This window comes from Kitasatospora sp. NBC_01560 (genome assembly GCF_045208415.1).
Classification (GTDB): domain Bacteria; phylum Actinomycetota; class Actinomycetes; order Streptomycetales; family Streptomycetaceae; genus Kitasatospora.
Genome location: NZ_CP109364.1, coordinates 2341690 through 2359972, shown reverse-complemented (window position 1 = coordinate 2359972; position 18283 = coordinate 2341690). Strand labels below are relative to the sequence as shown.

The window sequence follows — 18283 nt, the reverse complement described above, 5'->3', positions numbered from 1 at the left end:
GACGCCCGTGCCGGAAGGCCACATCATCCACCGCCTCGCCGCGGAGAACGCCGGCGCCTTCGGCGGCCGCCCGGTCCGCGCCAGCAGCCCGCAGGGCCGGTTCGCCGACGGTGCGAAGCTCGTCGACGGGCAGGTGCTGACCGGGGCGGAGGCCACCGGCAAGCACCTCTTCCTCGGCTTCGAGAGCGACACCTGGGTGCACATCCACCTCGGCCTCTACGGCGGGTTCACCTTCGGCGAGGGCCCCGCGCCCGAGCCGGTCGGGCTGGTCCGGCTGCGCCTGGCGAACGACGACGCCTACGCCGACCTGCGTGGCCCCAACACCTGCGCGCTGATCACCGACGCCGAGAAGGCCGCGGTCGCGGCGCGCCTCGGCCCCGACCCGCTGCGGGCCGGCGCCGACCCGGAGCCGGCCTGGCGGCGGATATCCGGCAGCCGGACGACGATCGCGGCACTGCTGATGGACCAGAAGGTGCTGGCCGGGGTGGGCAACGTCTACCGTGCCGAGGTGCTGTTCCGGCACGGCATCAACCCGCACCGGGCCGGGCGCGACCTCGGCCGGGCCGAGTGGGACGCCGTCTGGGCCGACCTGGTCGCCCTGATGCGCGAGGGGGTCGGCGCGGGCCGGATCGACACCGTCCGCCCCGAGCACACCCCCGAGGCGATGGGGCGGCCCCCGCGGGTGGACGACCACGGCGGCGAGGTCTACGTCTACCGCCGGGCCGCCATGCCCTGCCTGGTCTGCGGCACCGAAGTCCGGACGGAGGCGCACGCCGCGCGGAACCTCTTCTGGTGCCCGCGCTGCCAGCAGGCCTGACGAGGCGTCGGGCTCCCGGACGCGTCCGCGGACGCCGGGGGAGGGGCGGCGTCAGCCGTCCGCCCCGGTGCGGGCGACCGCCAGGGCGGCGGCCGCGGCGGCCAGGCAGAGCGGGGTGTAGCAGACGAGGTTGAGCCGGTAGAAGGCCGAGCCGGGCTCGACGCCGACCCCGGCGGCCCAGACCAGCCCGGCCACCCCGCGGGCGAGCAGCCCGGCGGCCACCGCGCGCGGCCCCCAGCGCAGCGCCACCCCCGGCAGCCGGCGGGCCGCGTCGCCCAGCAGGCCGCCACGGGCGAGCACCAGGGCCGAGCCGGAGAACAGCAGGGCCGCGAGGGGCAGCACCACCGGCGGCGTGAACGGCACCTCGGCATTGAGCACCGCCCGGGAGAGTGATGCCGGGCCGGCCGCCGGCCAAGTGCGGCCGGTGGCCCAGTAGACGTGCAGCAGGGCGTCGGCGGCGAGCAGGCCGGCAACGGCGAGGGCGGCGGTACGGCGACGGTTCACGGTGGTCCTCCGGGCATCCGACGATGAGTCACCCCGCAGGAGCCGCCCGCCCGGCCGGGCGTTCCCGTGACGAGCGTCACAGCGGAAAGTCGGGGGAGGGAGGGAACATCCGGCCGGTCCGGCGCCTCTGATGCGGTGTGGATGGCCCTGAAACCCGAACCGCCGACCGGCTCGCCGGCCTGGTCCGCGCCGCCCAGCGCGGCGACCAGCTGGCCGTCGGCGAGCTGCTGGAGCTGGTCGAGCCCTATGTCCGCCGGCTCTGCGGCCCGATCGCGCTGGACGACGGCCCCGACGCGACCCAGGAGGCGCTGATCGCCGTCTTCCGCAAGCTGGGCCAGCTCCAGGACCCGGCCGCGCTGTTCGGCTGGGTCCGCTCGATCGCCGTCCGGGAGGCCGTCCGGTATGTCCGGCGGGTCGCCCGCTGCGTCCCCGCCGACCTTTCCGAACTGCCCCGACCCGGCGACCCGCAGCTGGCCACCGACATCCAGGACGTGCTGGCCCGGCTGACTCCCGAGCACCGCGCCGTCCTGGTGCTGCGGGACGTGGAGGGCCTGGACGAGAGGTCCACCGCAGAACTGCTGGGTGTGGCACCCGGCACCGTGAAGTCCCGGCTCTCCCGGGCCCGGCTCGGCTTTCGAAGGGCGTGGCAGCAGTGAGCGCACGGATCCCCTGGCCGACTGCGGCCTTCGACCCGGTGCGCCGGCTGCACGTGATCGCCGCCGTGACCCCCGGCGCCGCCGTCCGGGAGGCGCTGATCGAGGCGCCCTTCGAGCAGGTCTGGGCGGCCGCGGCCGACCTGGAGGAAGGGCTCCCGCGCTGGCTGCCGGACATTCGGTCGGTCCGCGTCACCGAGGGACCGGCGGACGGCCGCGCCGAGGCGCTGGTGACCGGCCACACCCGGCTGCGGGCCCGTTTCGACGTCGAGCTGGCACCCGGCTGGTGCCTGATGCGCAGCCGCTTCCTGCTCGGCGGGATGGCGGCCCGCCCCGAGGCGGCCGGCACCCGCTTCGCCTTCCTCGGCGCGTTCCGGCTCCCCGGCGCGGGCCCGCTCGGGCTGCTCCTGCGGCCCGCGACCGACCCCCTGGCCCGGCGCTCGCTGGACCGCTTCGAACGGCTGGTACGGGAGGGGCGAGGGCGGGAGCGGTGAGGCGGACTCCGGGCCCGGGGCGGTGTCCCGTGGGCGGAGCCGGTCAGCCGGTCAGCCGGTCAGGTCGGCCGGCCGCGGTGGTGCGGGGAGCGGGGGCTCGCCGTGCTCGTCGTGCTCGGCGGCGGCGCACTCGTCGAGGAGGGGGCGCAGAGCCTCGTCCACGAGCCGGTAGCGCACCACACGGCCGTCCTTGTCACCGGTCACCACACCGGCGGTGCGGAGCAGTCGCAGCGCCTGCGAGACGGCCGGGTCGCGCATCCCGGTGGCGACCGCCAGGTCGGAGACGGCGAGCGGCCCGGCCCGGTGCAGGGCGAGCAGCAGGGCGAGCCGCCCCGGGTCGGCGAGCAGTGAGAACCGCTCGGCCCAGGACCGGACGTGACCGGTGTCGCCGATGGCGGCGATGGCCTCGCAGACCCGGTGTCCGTCGATGGTGCGGTGGCCCGCGCGGTCGGCCGGTACGAGATGCATGCGGACATTCTTGCAGCCCACGGCCTGTGATCCTGGACACCTGCGCAGGTGCGCAGCCTTGCAAGGGTGGCGCGCGGCCCCCTACGGTGTTCCCCGCCGTGGTGTTCGGGAAGACCGGTGACGGACCCTCAGGGGTCCGGAGTCCGGAGCGGCCCTCGCCACTGTGATCGGGGGGATTCGTCCGTATCCACGAAGCCACTGGGCGCCTTGCGCGCCTGGGAAGGCGGATGCGGAAGCCCCGTCAGCCAGGAGACCGGCCACGGCATCTCACGAACGTCTATCCACGAGGTGCTGGAGCGTGATCCGAAGATGACCCTGCCCGAAACCGCCGCTGTTCCAGCGGTGTCCACCGCCCTGCCGACCTTCCGCTGGCGGCGCGAGGACACCCTCCGCACGGCCGGGTTGATGGGGGTGATCCTGGCCATGCACGTGGTGGCGTTCGGGACGCTGATCTTCCTGGTGGCTCCGGAGGAGTACAAGGTCGGCACCCAGGTCTTCGGGGTGGGCCTGGGCATCACGGCGTACACCCTCGGCATGCGGCACGCCTTCGACGCCGACCACATCGCGGTGATCGACAACACCACCCGCAAGCTGATGGCCGACGGCAAGCGGCCCGTCTCGGTGGGCTTCTGGTTCGCCCTCGGCCACTCCTCGATGGTGGTCCTGATGGCCGCCCTGGTGGCGGGCGGCGCGCAGCTGGCCAACACGCTGATGGACGACGAGTCCACCACGCACCAGTGGCTCGGCGTGGTCGGCACCTCCGCGTCCGGCGTCTTCCTCTACCTGATCGGCGCGCTCAACCTGGCGGCGCTGTTCGGCATCCTCAGGGTGTTCCGGTCGATGCGCGCCGGTCGGTTCGACGAGGCGGAGCTGGAGGAGCACCTCAACTCGCGCGGCCTGATGGCCCGGGTGCTGAACCGGGCGACCCGCTCGATCACCCGGCCCGGCCAGATGTTCCCGGTCGGCATGGTGCTCGGCCTCGGCTTCGACACCGCGACCGAGGTGACGCTGATGGTGATGGCCGGCTCCGGCGCGGCCGCCGGGCTGCCCTGGTACGCGATCGTCTGCCTGCCGCTGCTGTTCGCGTCGGGGATGAGCCTGTTCGACACGCTGGACGGGACGTTCATGAACTTCGCGTACCAGTGGGCGTTCTCCAACCCGGTGCGCAAGGTGTACTACAACCTGACCATCACCGGGCTGTCGATCGCGGTGGCGTTCATCATCGGCACCATCGAGCTGGTCGCGGTGCTGCACGAGAAGCTGGACCTCACCGACCCGGTCAGCGGCTGGATCGCGGACATCTCGCTGGACAACGTCGGCTACGCGATCGTCGGCCTGTTCGTGGTGGTCTGGGGAGCGGCGATCGCCTACTGGCGGCTCGCCGGTGTCGAGAAGCGCTGGAGCCCCCGGCCGGTGGGCACAGGGGCCGGCTCCGGCGCCGCCGTCCCCGGTCCGGCCGCCCCGGACGCTGCCGCCGTGCGGACCGCCGGGGAGAGCACGGAGTAGCACCCCGCCCGACGTGCCGCGGCGCCCGTCCGACCCTCGCAGGGGCCGGACGGGCGCCGCGTCCGCGTTCCGGGGCTCAGCGCTCTTCGCGGAAGTCCACGTGCTGCCCGGCGGCCGGGTCGTACTTGCGCAGCACCAGCCGGTCCGGGTCGTTGCGCCGGTTCTTGCGGGTCACGTACGTGAAGCCCGTCCCGGCCGTGGACCTGAGCTTGACGACGGGGCGCAGTTCACTGCGGGCCATGGGTGTCCTCCTGGTACCTGCACGGGGCCCGCTCCGGCAGCCGGCCGGAGCCGTACGCCGAAACGGATGTCGTTTTCACCCTGTCCAACACGACCGCCTCCCCGCCCATTCCCGGGCCGTGGTGCGAGGTGGGGGATGCCCGGGTGGGGGTGCTCGGCGGGCGGATCGGGGTGGGGGTTCGTACGCTCGACGCATGTCTGATGCGTACGCGGGCCGGCGGGAGCGGTTGCGGGAGCACTGCAGTGCGTCCGGGGCCGATGCGGCGCTCATCACCAGGGCGGCGAACGTGCGGTACCTGACCGGGTGCCCGCCGTGCGGGGCGACGCTGCTGCTCACCCGGGAACGGGTGCTGCTGGCGCTGCCCGACGATCTGCCGCCGGACGACACCGGGGAGCACCTGATCGCCGCGGACGTCACCCAGGTGCCGGTGGCCGCGGGGGCGGACACCGCGCTGGCGGCCGCCGCCGCGGCGACGCGGCTGCGCGTGGCGGACCTGGTGGTCGAGGAGCACGACCTGACCGTCAGCCGGCACCGTGCGGTGGCCGGCCTGGCCGAGGGGGTCCGGCTGGCGGATCTGGGGCAGGCGGTCGAGCGGCTGCGGGTGGTCAAGGACGAGCACGAGATCGCGGACCTGCGGATCGCGGCCGAGATCGCCGACCAGGCGCTCGGCGAGCTGCTGGAGTCGATCCTGGTCGGCCGTACCGAGCGGCACCTGGCGATGGAGCTGGAGCGCCGGATGATCGACCACGGTGCGGACAAGGCGGCCTTCCCGGTCTCGGTCGGCACCGGAAGCCACTCCGGCCAGCAGTCCCACCAGCCCACCGACCGGCGGGTCGAGGAGGGTGACTTCCTGACCGTGGTGCTCGGTGCGCAGTACCGCGGGTACGGGGTCTCCACCGCCCGGACCTTCGTGATCGGGGCCGCCCCCGCTCCCTGGCAGGTGGAGCTGCATCGGCTGGTCTTCCGGGCCCAGCGGGCCGGCCGGGAGGCGCTCGGGCCGGGCGTCGAGCAGTACGTACCCGACCAGGCGGCGCGGGAGATCCTCCAGGCCGCCGGGCACACCGAGAGCTCCCCGCACCCGCTCGGGCACGGCATCGGGCTGGAGATCCGGGAGGCGCCGCGCCTCGGTCCGTCGGACATGGGTAAACTGGACAGCCGCGTGCCGGTCACCGTCGGTCCGGGGGTTCACCTCCCGGGCAAGGGCGGTGTCCGGATCGAGGACACCCTCGTGGTGCGCCCCCTCGAAGAGGGCGGGCCCGAGCTGCTCACCATCACCACCAAGGAGCTCCTCGCCCTGTAGACCCGCGGCCGGCCGGGAGGCTGTCGCAGGCGGCAGGACGCACCCCTTGGTTCCTTGACAGCTATATCCAGGAGTAAGTGCGCCCGTGGCTTCCACGAACGATCTCAAGAACGGCATGGTCCTCAAGCTGGACGGCGGGAAGCTCTGGTCCGTCGTCGAGTTCCAGCACGTCAAGCCCGGCAAGGGCCCGGCCTTCGTTCGGACCAAGCTCAAGGAGGTCCTGACGGGCAAGGTCGTCGACAAGACCTTCAACGCCGGCACCAAGGTCGAGACGGCCAACGTCGACAAGCGCGGCATGCAGTTCTCGTACAAGGACGGCGAGAACTTCGTGTTCATGGACACGGACACCTACGACCAGACCACGGTCGAGCCGGCCGTCGTCGGCGATGCCTCCAAGTACCTGCTGGAGGGCTTCGAGGCCCTGGTCGCGATGTACGAGGGCGCTCCGCTGTACATCGAGCTCCCGGCCTCGGTCGAGCTGACGATCTCCCACACCGAGCCGGGCGTCCAGGGCGACCGCTCCACCGGTGGCTCCAAGCCGGCCACCCTGGAGACCGGTGCCGAGATCGCCGTCCCGCTGTTCATCGTGACCGGCGAGAAGATCAAGGTCGACACCCGCGACGGCAGCTACCTCGGCCGGGTGAAGTAAGTCCGTGTCGGCCGCACGCACAAAGGCCCGTACCCGGGCCTTCCAGATCCTCTTCGAGGCCGACCACCGCAACGTCGACCCGCTGACCGTCCTCGCCGACTGGGTGGCCCGTGCCCGGGACCCCAAGCCGGACGAGGGCACCCCGCAGGTCGGCGAGTACACGATGGAGCTGGTCGAGGGTTACGTCCAGCACGCCCGCCGGATCGACGACCTGATCTCGGAGTACGCGGTGGGCTGGACGCTCGACCGGATGCCGATCGTGGACCGCAACGTCCTGCGGCTCGGCGCCTACGAGCTGATCTGGGAGGACGGCGTCCCGGACGCGGTCGTCCTGGACGAGTCCGTCGAGATCGCCAAGGAGTTCTCCACGGACGACTCCCCGGCCTTCGTGAACGGCCTGCTCGCCCGCTTCCTCGAACTGAAGCCGAGCATTCGCCGGTAAGCAGTACCCGACGTACGGCCGCCGGATCCCGAGAGGGGTCCGGCGGCCGTCGTGCGTTCGCGCCGGGTGGCGTATGTTGGGGCCCTACTCGCCAGTAACCTGGTGCGCCGGTGACCCCGCTCCCGGCGACCCGCAGCGAAGGGCAGGCCACCCCCCCATGACCACGGTGATCCGCAGCGAGTTCGACCAGGGCATCGCCCTGACCCGCCACCCGGACGAGCCCGGCCGGTACGACGGCGAACTGGGCGCCGGCTGGCAGATCGGCGGCGGCGTCAACGGCGGGCTGCTGCTCGCGATGGCCGGCCACGCGCTCTCCCTGGAGCACGGCGCGACGGACGCGGGCGGCCACGCCGACCCGGTCTCGATCAGCGGCTACTACCTCTCCGCGTCCACCCCCGGCCCGGCCACCGTCCGCACCGAGGTGCTGCGCGCCGGCCGCTCGCTCTCCACCGGCACCGCCTCGCTCAGCCAGGGCGGCGTCGAGCGGCTGCGGGTGGTCGCCAGCCACGGCGACCTCGCCACCGCCGACGGCGAGGTGCGCACCACGGCGCAGCCGCCGCAGCTGCCGCCGCCGGACCAGTGCATCGGTGTCGAGCACGCTCCCAAGGCGCTGATCGCCGAGGCCGCCCTGCTGGAGCGGTTCGACCTGCGACTGGACCCGGCCACCATCGGCTGGGCGCTCGGGCAGCCCTCGGGCAACGGGCGGATCCAGGGCTGGTTCCGGCTCGCCGACGGCCGGGACCCGGACCCGCTGCTGCTCCTGCTGGTCGCCGACGCGCTGCCGCCGGTCACCTTCGACCTCGGGCTGCCCGGCTGGGCGCCGACCATCGAGCTGACCGTCCACCTGCGGGCCCGGCCGGTGCCCGGGTGGCTGCGGGTCACCCATGCCACCCGCAACGTGGCCGGCGGCTACTTCGAGGAGGACGCCGAGGTCTGGGACGAGGCGGGGCGGCTCGTCGCGCAGTCCCGGCAGCTGGCCCGGGTGCCGCGCCCGGCGTGACGGCGGGGCGGCGCGACGGCAGGGTGTGACGGCAGGGTGTGACGGTGGGCGGTGGCGGGGCGCGCCGGGGGGCGTGCGGGCGTGCCCGGGGGAGCGGGACGGAGCATCTGCCTCACTTTCGGTTACAGTCCTGTGACACGCCGTGCGTGTGCGCCGTGCGGGGGTGGGGAGGACAACGGTCAGTGGCGTCCCCCGCCGCTGCCCGCCACCCGCCCGTCCGCCCCAGGAGCCACCGATGAGCCGTAACGGCCGCGCCCGCCGCACCCCCGACTGCACCGCCGCCGGCCCGCGCCCCCGCACCCGGTCCCGGTACGAGCGGCACGAGCGGCGCGCGGCCGGCGCGGACCAGGCCTTCGTCATCGGCGTGCTGACCAGCGCGGCGGACTTCGAGCGCGCCCGTGCCTGGCACCTCTCCGACGCCCCCGACTACCCGGCCTACCTGCGGGACACCGCCGAGCTGCTGGCCGAGGCGCAGCGCGGCTTCGACACCGTCCGGGCCCGGATGTTCCACCCGCAGGACTTCGAGGAGTTCTGCCTGCTGAACGGTCTCGACCCGGCCGAGCCGGGCGCCCGCGACCGCTACCTGGTCAACCCGCCGCTGCAGACCCAGCTGCTCGCCTACCAGGGCGAGGAGCTGGCCGGGGACTTCGTGCCCCGGCTGGTCCGGGCCCGGGAGAGCGGCCTGACGCTGCGCCACGCCGACCTGCTGCTGGACGGCGGGCTGTACGAGGAGCGCGGCCGCGCGGTGCGGGAGGCCTACCGGAGCGGGGCCGAGGTGTTCCGCCGGATGCTGGTCGGGGCCGGTGCCGGCGTCTACGAGCTGCGGCTCGCGGTGGACGCTCCCGGCGGCCGGCTGGTGGCGGTGGCCCGGGTGCTGCAGTGGGAGGACGGCGTGGTCCGGATCAACGACGAGGACCTGGAGCTCCTCTGCGCGGTGCTCTGCGCCGGGCTGGTCCGGGAGCTGCCGGGGCTGGCGGTGCTGCACGGCGCGCAGGGCCGCGGGGCCTCCGCCGGGGCGGGCGGGGACGGCGCGGGCGGGGAGGGCGCGGGCGGGGAGGGCCGGCAGGTGGCCTGGGCCTGGGCCGGCGGCGGGCAGGACTGGGCGCCGACGGCCGGTCCGGTCCGGCTGGACGGTGTGGCGGCGGAGCCGGGCTACGCGCTGGGCCAGGTCTGCTGAGCGCGGCGGCGGGCCGGGCGGGCCGCACGCGCGACGGCGCGGCCCCCGGACCGGGGCGCCGCGCCGTGACGTTTCTGCTGGGCTCCGCCCGTTTCTGCAGGTGGGGGCAGGGCGGAGCCGACAGGGCGAGCGGTCAGCTCGCCTCCTCCTCGCGCACCGCACGGCGCGCGTCGGGGTTCAGCACACCCCAGGAGATGAGCTGCTCGGTGAGGATCGACGGCGACTGGTCGTAGATCACGGCCAGCGTGCGCAGATCGTCCTGGCGGATCGAGAGCACCTTGCCGTTGTAGTCGCCGCGCTGGCTCTGGATGGTGGCCGCGTAGCGCTGCAGCGGACCGGCCTTCTCGGAGGGGACCTGGGTCAGTCTCTCCAGGTCCAGCACCAGGCGCGGCGGCGGCTCGGCCGCACCGCCCGGCGTGCCGCCGGGCAGCAGCTCCTGGACGGGCACGCCGTAGAACTCCGCCAGCTCGGCCAGCCGCTGTACGGTGACCGCACGGTCGCCGCGCTCGTACGAGCCGACGACGACTGCCTTCCAGCGCCCCTGGGACTTCTCCTCGACACCGTGCAGGGACAGCCCCTGCTGAGTGCGGATCGCTCGGAGCTTGCCTCCGAGTTGCTTCGCGTAGTCGCTGGACATTGATCTCCCCGGACGAGATTGCTTCGCGTTCAGTGGTGGGTCACGGGCGATTGCCGGCGTCGTTACCGGTGGGTTCGACGCCAGTCTCGTAACTCACTGTGAGGTTACGTAGAGTGAGGTAGTTGCGTCAAGCCGAATGGGGCAGTCGTGCGAATGGCCCGCATCGGCGGTGCGTCCGGGGCGTTAACCCGATGAAGCGGAATGATGGAGGTCCGTTTGCCGGTGATCGCGCTGGTAGGATGGCCGGAGCCCGCGCCACGTCGGCGGGGGCCATTCCAGACATCCTTTAAGGCCCGTCCAGTGAGGCGGGGAAGGAGGTCCGCTTCGGCATGACCACAGACCACGAAACGACGCCGCGGCCGCCGCACCAGGTGCTGGACGGCACGGACATCGCCCGGGTGATCACCCGGATCGCACACGAGATCGTCGAGCGCGCCAAGGGCGCGGAGGACGTCGTGCTGCTCGGCATCCACACCAGGGGCGTCCACCTGGCCCGCCGCCTGCACACCAGGCTGGCCCAGATCACCGGCCGCGAGATCCCGCTCGGCACCCTGGACATCACCATGTACCGGGACGACCTGCGGCTGAAGCCGGCCCGGGCGCTGGAGCACACCGAGATCCCGGCCGACGGCATCGACGGCCGGCTGGTCATCCTCGTCGACGACGTGCTCTTCTCCGGGCGCACCATCCGCGCCGCGCTCGACGCGCTCAGCGACATCGGCCGCCCGCGGGCCGTCCAGCTCGCCGTCCTGGTCGACCGCGGCCACCGCGAGCTGCCGATCCGCGCCGACTACGTGGGCAAGAACCTCCCCACCTCGCTGCGCGAGGCCGTGCAGGTCCGCCTCGCCGACACCGACGGCGTGGACGCCGTCCTGGTCGGCGACCGCGACTACGCGGCCCGATCGTCGCAGGCCCTGGCCGCCCGGCCGTCCGAACCGCACCTCCCGGAGTAACCCGCGTGAAGCGCCATCTCGTCTCCGCCGCCGACCTGACCCGCGACGACGCGCTGCTGATCCTGGACACCGCCGAGGAGCTCGCCCAGCTCTCCGGACGCGCCGTCAAGAAGCTGCCCACGCTCCGTGGCCGAACCGTCGTCAACCTCTTCTTCGAGGACTCCACCCGCACCAAGACCTCCTTCGAGGTTGCCGAGAAGCGGCTCTCCGCCGACGTCATCAACTTCTCCGCCAAGGGCTCCTCGGTCTCCAAGGGCGAGAGCCTCAAGGACACCGCGCTGACCCTCCAGGCGATGGGCGCCGACGCGGTCGTCATCCGGCACCACGCCTCCGGCGCGCCGGCCCGGCTCGCCCAGTCGGACTGGCTGCACGGCAGCGTCATCAACGCCGGTGACGGCACCCACGAGCACCCCACCCAGGCGCTGCTCGACGCCTTCACCATGCGCCGCCACCTCAACCCGGGCCTCGGGCACGACCTCGCGGGCCGCCGGGTGACCATCGTCGGCGACGTCCTGCACAGCCGGGTCGCCCGCTCCAACGTGCACCTGCTGACCACCCTCGGCGCCCAGGTCACCTTCGTCGCCCCGCCGACCCTGGTGCCGATCGGCATCGAGAACTGGCCCTGCGAGGTCAGCTACGACCTGGAGAGCGTGCTCCCCAAGACGGACGCGCTGATGATGCTCCGGGTGCAGCGCGAGCGGATGAACGCCGCGTTCTTCCCGACCGAGCGCGAGTACAGCCGCCGCTACGGGATGGACGGCGCCCGGATGGCCCAGCTCCCCGACCACGCCATCGTGATGCACCCCGGCCCGATGGTCCGCGGTATGGAGATCACCGCCGAGGTCGCCGACTCGCCGCGCTGCACCGCGGTCGAGCAGGTCGCCAACGGCGTCTCCGTCCGGATGGCCGTGCTGTACCTGCTGCTCGGCGGCGCCACCCTCTCCGACTCCCCCCGTAACGACTCCAGCGAGGCCGCCCAGTGACGACGTACCTGATCCGCAACGCCCAGATCCTCGGCGGCGCCCCGCAGGACCTCCACCTCGCCGACGGCGTCGTCAAGGAGATCGGCACCGACCTCGCGGTCGAGGCGGACATCGAGATCGACGCCCGCGGCCTGGTCGTGCTGCCCGGCCTCGTCGACCTGCACACCCACCTGCGCGAGCCCGGCCGCGAGGACGCCGAGACCGTGCTCACCGGCACCCGGGCCGCCGCCATGGGCGGCTTCACCGCCGTGCACGCGATGGCCAACACCTTCCCGGTGGCCGACACCGCCGGCGTGGTCGAGCAGGTCTGGCGGCTCGGCCAGGAGTCCGGCTACTGCGACGTGCAGCCGGTCGGCGCCGTCACCGTCGGCCTGGAGGGCAAGAAGCTCGCCGAGCTCGGCGCGATGCACGACTCCGCGGCCGGCGTCCGGGTCTTCTCCGACGACGGCAAGTGCGTGGACGACGCGGTGATCATGCGCCGCGCCCTGGAGTACGTGAAGGCCTTCGACGGGGTCGTCGCCCAGCACGCCCAGGAGCCGCGGCTCACCGAGGGCGCCCAGATGAACGAGGGCCAGGTCTCCGGCGAGCTCGGGCTCGGCGGCTGGCCGGCCGTCGCCGAGGAGGCGATCATCGCCCGCGACGTGCTGCTCGCCGCGCACGTCGGCTCGCGCCTGCACGTCTGCCACGTCTCCACGGCCGGCTCGGTCGAGATCATCCGCTGGGCCAAGGCCAAGGGCTGGGACGTCACCGCCGAGGTCACCCCGCACCACCTGCTGCTCACCGACGAGCTGGTCCGCTCCTACGACCCGGTGTACAAGGTGAACCCGCCGCTGCGCACCGCCGAGGACGTCCAGGCGCTGCGCAAGGCGCTCGCCGACGGCACCATCGACGCCGTCGCCACCGACCACGCGCCGCACCCGTCCGAGGACAAGGACTGCGAGTGGGCCGTCGCCGCGATGGGCATGGTCGGCCTGGAGACCGCGCTCTCGGTGGTCCAGCAGACCATGGTCGACACCGGCCTGCTGAACTGGGAGGGCGTCGCCGACCGGATGTCGCACCGACCGGCCCGGATCGGCCGTCTCGGCGGCCACGGACGGCCGATCTCGGTGGGTGAGCCGGCCAACCTGGTGCTCTTCGATCCCGCGTACCGTGGTGCCGTGAATCCCGACAGCTTCGCCACGCGCTCCCGCAACACCCCCTACCGGGGCCTCGACCTGCCGGGGCGGGTGCACGCCACCTTCCTGCGCGGCACCGCCACCGTGCTGGCCGGCGAGCTGGCCGAGCAGGGCGGGCTGGTATGAGCGCGGCGCTCCTCGCCCAGGAGCAGGCCAGGGTCACCAACTGGCCCGGTTACATCGGCTGGGCGGTCGGCCTGCTGATCGTGATCGGCCTGGTGTACTGGCTGATGCGGCAGGGCTGGAACTGGCGGCGCACCCTGCAGTCCGGCATCCCGGCGCTCCCCGCCGTGCCGGAGCGGGCCGGCCGGACCATCCTGGAGACCAGCGGCCGGTACCACGGCACCACCACGGCCGGGAACTGGCTGGACCGGGTCGTCGCGCACGGCCTGGGCACCCGCAGCCGCGCCGACCTCACCCTCGGGGAGGACGGCCTGCTGGTGCGGCGCCCCGGTGACGTCGACTTCTGGATCCCCGCCGAGCACCTGACCGGCGCCCGGACGGACTCCGGGATCGCCGGCAAGGTCGTCCCCTCCGGGCTGCTCGTTGTCAGCTGGACCCACGAGGGCACCGCCCTGGACTCCGGTTTCCGGGCCGACCACCCCGACGAGCACACCGCCTGGGTCGAGGCGGTCGCTCACCTCGCAACACGTACGAAGACGAAGACGGAAGAGGCCACTCGATGACCGCACCTGCCCCCACCACGCAGCGCCAACGGCGGGAGCGCGTGCCTGCCGTGCTCGTCCTGGAGGACGGCCGGACCTTCCGCGGCCAGGCGTACGGCGCGACCGGCGAGACCTTCGGCGAGGCCGTCTTCAACACCGGCATGTCCGGCTACCAGGAGACCCTGACCGACCCGTCGTACCACCGCCAGGTGGTCGTGATGACCGCCCCGCAGATCGGCAACACCGGCTGGAACGACGAGGACGACGAGTCGAAGCAGATCTGGGTCGCCGGCTACGTCGTCCGTGACCCCGCCCGGGTCGCCTCGAACTGGCGCTCGCGCCGCTCGCTGGACGAGGAGCTGGTCAACCAGGGCGTCGTCGGGATCAGCGGCATCGACACCCGGGCGCTGACCCGCCACCTGCGCGACCGCGGCGCGATGCGCTGCGGCATCTTCTCCGGCCCGGCGCTGGCCGACGAGGCCGCGCTGCTGGCCAAGGTGCAGCAGGCGCCCGAGATGAAGGGCGCCGACCTCTGCGCCGAGGTCGCGACCACCGAGCCGTACGTGGTGCCCGCGATCGGCGAGAAGCGGTTCACCGTCGCCGCGCTGGACCTCGGCATCAAGGCGATGACCCCGCAGCGGATGGCCGAGCGCGGCATCGAGGTGCACGTGCTGCCGGCCAACGCCACGCTGGAGGACGTCTACGCGGTCGAGCCCGACGGCGTCTTCTTCTCCAACGGCCCGGGCGACCCGGCCACCGCCGACCACCAGGTGGCCGTGGCGCAGGGCGTGCTGGAGCGCAAGACCCCGTTCTTCGGGATCTGCTTCGGCAACCAGATCCTCGGCCGCGCGCTGGGCTTCGGCACCTACAAGCTCAAGTACGGCCACCGCGGCATCAACCAGCCGGTGCAGGACCGCACCACCGGCAAGGTCGAGGTCACCGCGCACAACCACGGCTTCGCCGTGAACGCACCGCTGGACAAGGTGAGCGACACGCCCTACGGCCGGGTCGAGGTCTCCCACGTCTGTCTGAACGACGATGTGGTCGAGGGCCTCCAGGCACTGGACGTGCCCGCCTTCAGCGTGCAGTACCACCCCGAAGCGGCAGCCGGCCCGCACGACGCGGCCTACCTCTTCGACCGGTTCGTCGAGCTCATGCGAGGCGACGACAAGCAGAGTGTTGAGCACATGGAGGGCCAGCGTGCCTAAGCGCACCGACATCAAGTCCGTCCTGGTGATCGGGTCCGGCCCGATCGTGATCGGCCAGGCCGCCGAGTTCGACTACTCGGGCACGCAGGCCTGCCGGGTGCTCAAGGCCGAGGGCCTGCGGGTCATCCTGGTCAACTCCAACCCGGCCACGATCATGACCGACCCGGAGATCGCCGACGCCACCTACGTCGAGCCGATCACCCCGGAGTTCGTTGAGAAGATCATCGCCAAGGAGCGCCCCGACGCGCTGCTCCCGACCCTCGGCGGGCAGACCGCGCTCAACACCGCGATCGCGCTGGACGCCAACGGCGTGCTCGCCAAGTACAACGTCGAGCTGATCGGCGCCAAGGTCGACTCGATCCACAAGGGCGAGGACCGCGAGCTCTTCAAGGGCGTCGTCGAGGCCGTCCACGCCAAGATCGGGCACGGCGAGTCCGCCCGCTCCGTCATCTGCCACACCATGGACGAGGTCATCGCCGGGGTCGAGACCCTCGGTGGCGGCTACCCGGTCGTCGTCCGCCCCTCCTTCACCATGGGCGGCGCCGGCTCCGGCTTCGCGCACAACGAGGAGGAGCTGCGCCGGATCGCCGGCCAGGGCCTGACCCTCTCGCCGACCACCGAGGTGCTCCTGGAGGAGTCCATCCTCGGCTGGAAGGAGTACGAGCTGGAGCTGATGCGCGACAAGCACGACAACGTCGTGGTCGTCTGCTCCATCGAGAACTTCGACCCGATGGGCGTGCACACCGGTGACTCGATCACCGTCGCGCCGGCGATGACGCTGACCGACCGCGAGTACCAGATCCTGCGCGACGTCGGCATCGCCGTCATCCGCGAGGTCGGCGTGGACACCGGCGGCTGCAACATCCAGTTCGCCGTCAACCCGGAGGACGGCCGGGTCATCGTCATCGAGATGAACCCGCGCGTCTCCCGCTCCTCCGCGCTGGCCTCGAAGGCGACCGGCTTCCCGATCGCCAAGATCGCCGCCAAGCTCGCCGTCGGCTACACGCTCGACGAGATCCCCAACGACATCACCGAGCAGACCCCGGCCTCCTTCGAGCCGACCCTCGACTACGTCGTGGTGAAGGTCCCGCGGTTCGCGTTCGAGAAGTTCCCGAGCGCCGACGCCACGCTGACCACCACCATGAAGTCGGTCGGCGAGGCCATGGCCATGGGCCGCAACTTCCCCGAGGCGCTGCAGAAGGCGCTGCGCTCGCTGGAGAAGAAGGGCTCCCAGTTCAGCTGGGTCGAGCCGGTGGGCGACAAGGCCGAGCTGCTGGCCAAGGCCGTCGTGCCGACCGACGGCCGGATCAACACCGTCATGCAGGCGATCCGGGCCGGCGCCACCCCGGAGGAGGTGTTCGAGTACACCAAGATCGACCCGTGGTTCGTCGACCAGCTCTTCCTGCTGGACGAGATCGCCGCCGAGCTGGTCGAGGCCGCCGAGCTCACCCCCGACCTGCTCCGCCACGCCAAGCGGCACGGCTTCTCCGACGAGCAGATCGGCGAGATCCGGGGCCTGCGCCCCGACGTGGTCCGCGAGGTGCGGCACGCGCTCGGCATCCGCCCGGTGTTCAAGACCGTCGACACCTGCGCCGCGGAGTTCGCCGCCCGGACGCCGTACTTCTACTCGTCCTACGACGAGGAGAGCGAGGTCGCCCCGCGCACCAAGCCCGCGGTGATCATCCTCGGCTCCGGTCCGAACCGCATCGGCCAGGGCATCGAGTTCGACTACTCCTGCGTGCACGCCTCCTTCGCGCTGGCCGAGGCCGGGTACGAGACCGTCATGGTCAACTGCAACCCGGAGACCGTCTCCACCGACTACGACACCTCCGACCGGCTCTACTTCGAGCCGCTCACCCTGGAGGACGTCCTGGAGATCGTCCACGCCGAGAAGCAGGCCGGTCCGCTGGCGGGCGTCATCGTCCAGCTCGGCGGCCAGACCCCGCTCGGCCTGGCCCAGGCGCTCAAGGACAACGGCGTGCCGATCGTGGGCACCCAGCCCGAGGCGATCGACCTCGCCGAGGAGCGCGGCGCCTTCGGCCGCGTGCTGCGCGACGCGGGCCTGCCCGCCCCCAAGCACGGCACCGCCTTCTCCTTCGAGGAGGCCAAGGCGATCGCCGACGAGATCGGCTACCCCGTACTGGCCCGCCCGTCCTACGTGCTCGGCGGCCGCGGCATGGAGATCGTCTACGACGAGGCCTCGCTCGCCTCCTACCTGGAGCGGCACGCCGGTCTGATCTCCGAGCACCCGGTGCTGATCGACCGCTTCCTCGACGACGCGGTGGAGATCGACGTCGACGCCCTCTACGACGGCACCGAGCTCTACCTCGGCGGCGTCATGGAGCACATCGAGGAGGCCGGCATCCACTCCGGCGACTCCGCCTGCGCGCTGCCCCCGATCACCCTCGGCGGCTACGACATCAAGCGGCTGCGCACCTCCACCGAGGCGATCGCCCGCGGCGTCGGCGTCCGCGGCCTGATCAACATCCAGTTCGCGCTCTCCGGGGACATCCTCTACGTCCTGGAGGCCAACCCGCGCGCCTCGCGCACCGTGCCGTTCACCTCCAAGGCGACGGCGGTGCCGCTGGCCAAGGCTGCCGCACGGGTCTCGCTCGGCGCCACCATCGCCGAGCTGCGCGCCGAGGGCCTGCTCCCGGCCGAGGGCGACGGCGGCACGCTGCCCGCCGACTGCCCGATCTCCGTCAAGGAGGCCGTGATGCCGTGGAGCCGCTTCCGCGACGTGCACGGCCGCGGCGTGGACACCGTCCTCGGCCCGGAGATGCGCTCCACCGGCGAGGTCATGGGCATCGACAAGGTCTTCGGTACGGCGTACGCCAAGGCCCAGGCCGGCGCGTACGGCGCGCTCCCGACCAAGGGCAAGGTCTTCGTCTCGGTGGCCAACCGGGACAAGCGCAACCTCGTCTTCCCGGCCCGGGCGCTGGTCAGCCTCGGCTTCGAGGTGCTCGCCACCGCCGGCACGGCCGAGGTGCTCCAGCGCGGCGGCATCCCGTCCACGCTGGTGCGCAAGCACAGCGAGGGCGAGGGCCCGAACGGCGAGCAGACCATCGTCCAGCTGATCCACGCCGGCGAGGTCGACCTGATCATCAACACGCCGTACGGCACCGGCGGCCGCCTCGACGGCTACGAGATCCGCACCGCCGCCGTCGCCCGCGGTGTTCCGTGCCTGACCACCGTCCAGGCCATGGGCGCCGCCGTCCAGGGCGTCGACGCGCTGCTGCGCGACGAGGTCGGGGTCATGTCGCTCCAGGAGCACGCCGAGCTGATCAACGCCGGCCGCAAGTAGGTCCGCCGCAGTGGGGGGCACCCAGCCGCCGGGTGCCCCCCACTGCCATGCCCACCCAGCCCCGGCCACCGGCCGGAGCCGCCCCAGGCCCCTGCTCCCGACGGGCC

General features: G+C 72.8%; 19 protein-coding genes and 1 riboswitch. Of the genes, 15 read left to right on the top strand and 4 right to left on the bottom strand.

The window, feature by feature from the left end:
- Positions 1-7 precede the first annotated feature (7 nt).
- Positions 8-817: an Fpg/Nei family DNA glycosylase gene (locus tag OH807_RS09810; RefSeq protein WP_406196466.1), complete on the top strand. Its 810-nt coding sequence runs from the start codon at positions 8-10 to the stop codon at positions 815-817.
- A gap of 51 nt (positions 818-868) precedes the next feature.
- On the opposite strand, the gene OH807_RS09805 is transcribed toward OH807_RS09810, so the two are convergent.
- Positions 869-1321 (bottom strand): DUF3995 domain-containing protein, encoded by a 453-nt coding sequence (locus OH807_RS09805; RefSeq protein ID WP_406196464.1) that lies wholly within the window; start codon positions 1319-1321, stop codon positions 869-871.
- A gap of 137 nt (positions 1322-1458) precedes the next feature.
- Here OH807_RS09805 and OH807_RS09800 point away from each other — a divergent pair, with 137 nt between their 5' ends.
- Both OH807_RS09800 and OH807_RS09795 read left to right on the top strand, forming a co-directional pair.
- Positions 1459-1977, top strand: coding sequence for an RNA polymerase sigma factor (locus OH807_RS09800; RefSeq protein WP_406196461.1), 519 nt, complete (start codon positions 1459-1461; stop codon positions 1975-1977).
- Entirely contained in the window at positions 1974-2468 is a 495-nt protein-coding gene (locus OH807_RS09795; RefSeq protein WP_406196459.1) for an SRPBCC family protein, read from the top strand. Before OH807_RS09800 ends, OH807_RS09795 begins: the two co-directional genes overlap by 4 nt.
- A gap of 51 nt (positions 2469-2519) precedes the next feature.
- On the opposite strand, the gene OH807_RS09790 is transcribed toward OH807_RS09795, so the two are convergent.
- Positions 2520-2936 (bottom strand): ArsR/SmtB family transcription factor, encoded by a 417-nt coding sequence (locus tag OH807_RS09790; protein WP_406196456.1) that lies wholly within the window; start codon positions 2934-2936, stop codon positions 2520-2522.
- Positions 2937-3018: 82 nt separating this feature from the next.
- Positions 3019-3213: riboswitch (cobalamin riboswitch) on the top strand.
- Positions 3214-3245: 32 nt separating this feature from the next.
- Between OH807_RS09790 and OH807_RS09785 the strand changes: the two genes are divergently transcribed.
- A complete protein-coding gene (locus OH807_RS09785) occupies positions 3246-4442 on the top strand; it encodes a HoxN/HupN/NixA family nickel/cobalt transporter (RefSeq protein WP_406196454.1) in 1197 nt (398 codons plus the stop codon).
- A 76-nt stretch (positions 4443-4518) separates the two neighbouring features.
- On the opposite strand, the gene rpmG is transcribed toward OH807_RS09785, so the two are convergent.
- Positions 4519-4683 carry a 50S ribosomal protein L33 gene (gene rpmG, locus OH807_RS09780; protein WP_406196452.1) on the bottom strand — a complete coding sequence of 55 codons (165 nt, stop codon included), beginning with the start codon at positions 4681-4683 and terminating at the stop codon, positions 4519-4521.
- A gap of 193 nt (positions 4684-4876) precedes the next feature.
- Between rpmG and OH807_RS09775 the strand changes: the two genes are divergently transcribed.
- The 5 genes from OH807_RS09775 (at position 4877) to OH807_RS09755 (ending at position 9251) form a co-directional block, all read left to right on the top strand.
- Positions 4877-5983 (top strand): M24 family metallopeptidase, encoded by a 1107-nt coding sequence (locus OH807_RS09775; protein ID WP_406196450.1) that lies wholly within the window; start codon positions 4877-4879, stop codon positions 5981-5983.
- An 85-nt stretch (positions 5984-6068) separates the two neighbouring features.
- Positions 6069-6632 (top strand): elongation factor P, encoded by a 564-nt coding sequence (gene efp / locus OH807_RS09770; protein WP_406196447.1) that lies wholly within the window; start codon positions 6069-6071, stop codon positions 6630-6632.
- 4 nt (positions 6633-6636) lie between these two features.
- Positions 6637-7074 carry a transcription antitermination factor NusB gene (nusB, locus tag OH807_RS09765; protein ID WP_406196445.1) on the top strand — a complete coding sequence of 146 codons (438 nt, stop codon included), beginning with the start codon at positions 6637-6639 and terminating at the stop codon, positions 7072-7074.
- A gap of 157 nt (positions 7075-7231) precedes the next feature.
- Entirely contained in the window at positions 7232-8074 is an 843-nt protein-coding gene (locus OH807_RS09760; RefSeq protein ID WP_406196442.1) for a thioesterase family protein, read from the top strand.
- Between the two features lie 235 nt (positions 8075-8309).
- On the top strand, positions 8310-9251 hold the full coding sequence (locus OH807_RS09755) for a hypothetical protein (protein WP_406196440.1): 942 nt from the start codon (positions 8310-8312) through the stop codon (positions 9249-9251).
- A gap of 133 nt (positions 9252-9384) precedes the next feature.
- Here the strand turns inward: OH807_RS09755 and OH807_RS09750 are convergent, their stop codons facing one another.
- Complete coding sequence (locus OH807_RS09750) at positions 9385-9888, bottom strand: transcriptional regulator (RefSeq protein ID WP_031072501.1); 504 nt, start codon at positions 9886-9888, stop codon at positions 9385-9387.
- 329 nt (positions 9889-10217) lie between these two features.
- On the opposite strand from OH807_RS09750, the gene pyrR reads away from it, so the two are divergent.
- From pyrR to carB, 6 genes are read left to right on the top strand one after another with little or no spacing between them, the layout of a single operon-like run.
- Entirely contained in the window at positions 10218-10841 is a 624-nt protein-coding gene (pyrR, locus tag OH807_RS09745) for a bifunctional pyr operon transcriptional regulator/uracil phosphoribosyltransferase PyrR (RefSeq protein ID WP_406196438.1), read from the top strand.
- A 5-nt stretch (positions 10842-10846) separates the two neighbouring features.
- On the top strand, positions 10847-11824 hold the full coding sequence (locus OH807_RS09740; protein ID WP_406196435.1) for an aspartate carbamoyltransferase catalytic subunit: 978 nt from the start codon (positions 10847-10849) through the stop codon (positions 11822-11824).
- On the top strand, positions 11821-13125 hold the full coding sequence (locus OH807_RS09735; protein ID WP_406196433.1) for a dihydroorotase: 1305 nt from the start codon (positions 11821-11823) through the stop codon (positions 13123-13125). Before OH807_RS09740 ends, OH807_RS09735 begins: the two co-directional genes overlap by 4 nt.
- The gene (locus tag OH807_RS09730; RefSeq protein WP_406196431.1) at positions 13122-13685 is read left to right on the top strand and encodes a hypothetical protein; all 564 of its coding nucleotides are present in this window, start codon (positions 13122-13124) and stop codon (positions 13683-13685) included. Before OH807_RS09735 ends, OH807_RS09730 begins: the two co-directional genes overlap by 4 nt.
- Positions 13682-14872, top strand: a complete 1191-nt coding sequence (gene carA / locus OH807_RS09725; protein WP_406196429.1) for a glutamine-hydrolyzing carbamoyl-phosphate synthase small subunit — start codon at positions 13682-13684, stop codon at positions 14870-14872. Before OH807_RS09730 ends, carA begins: the two co-directional genes overlap by 4 nt.
- The gene (carB, locus tag OH807_RS09720) at positions 14865-18176 is read left to right on the top strand and encodes a carbamoyl-phosphate synthase large subunit (RefSeq protein WP_406196427.1); all 3312 of its coding nucleotides are present in this window, start codon (positions 14865-14867) and stop codon (positions 18174-18176) included. Before carA ends, carB begins: the two co-directional genes overlap by 8 nt.
- Positions 18177-18283: the final 107 nt, after the last annotated feature.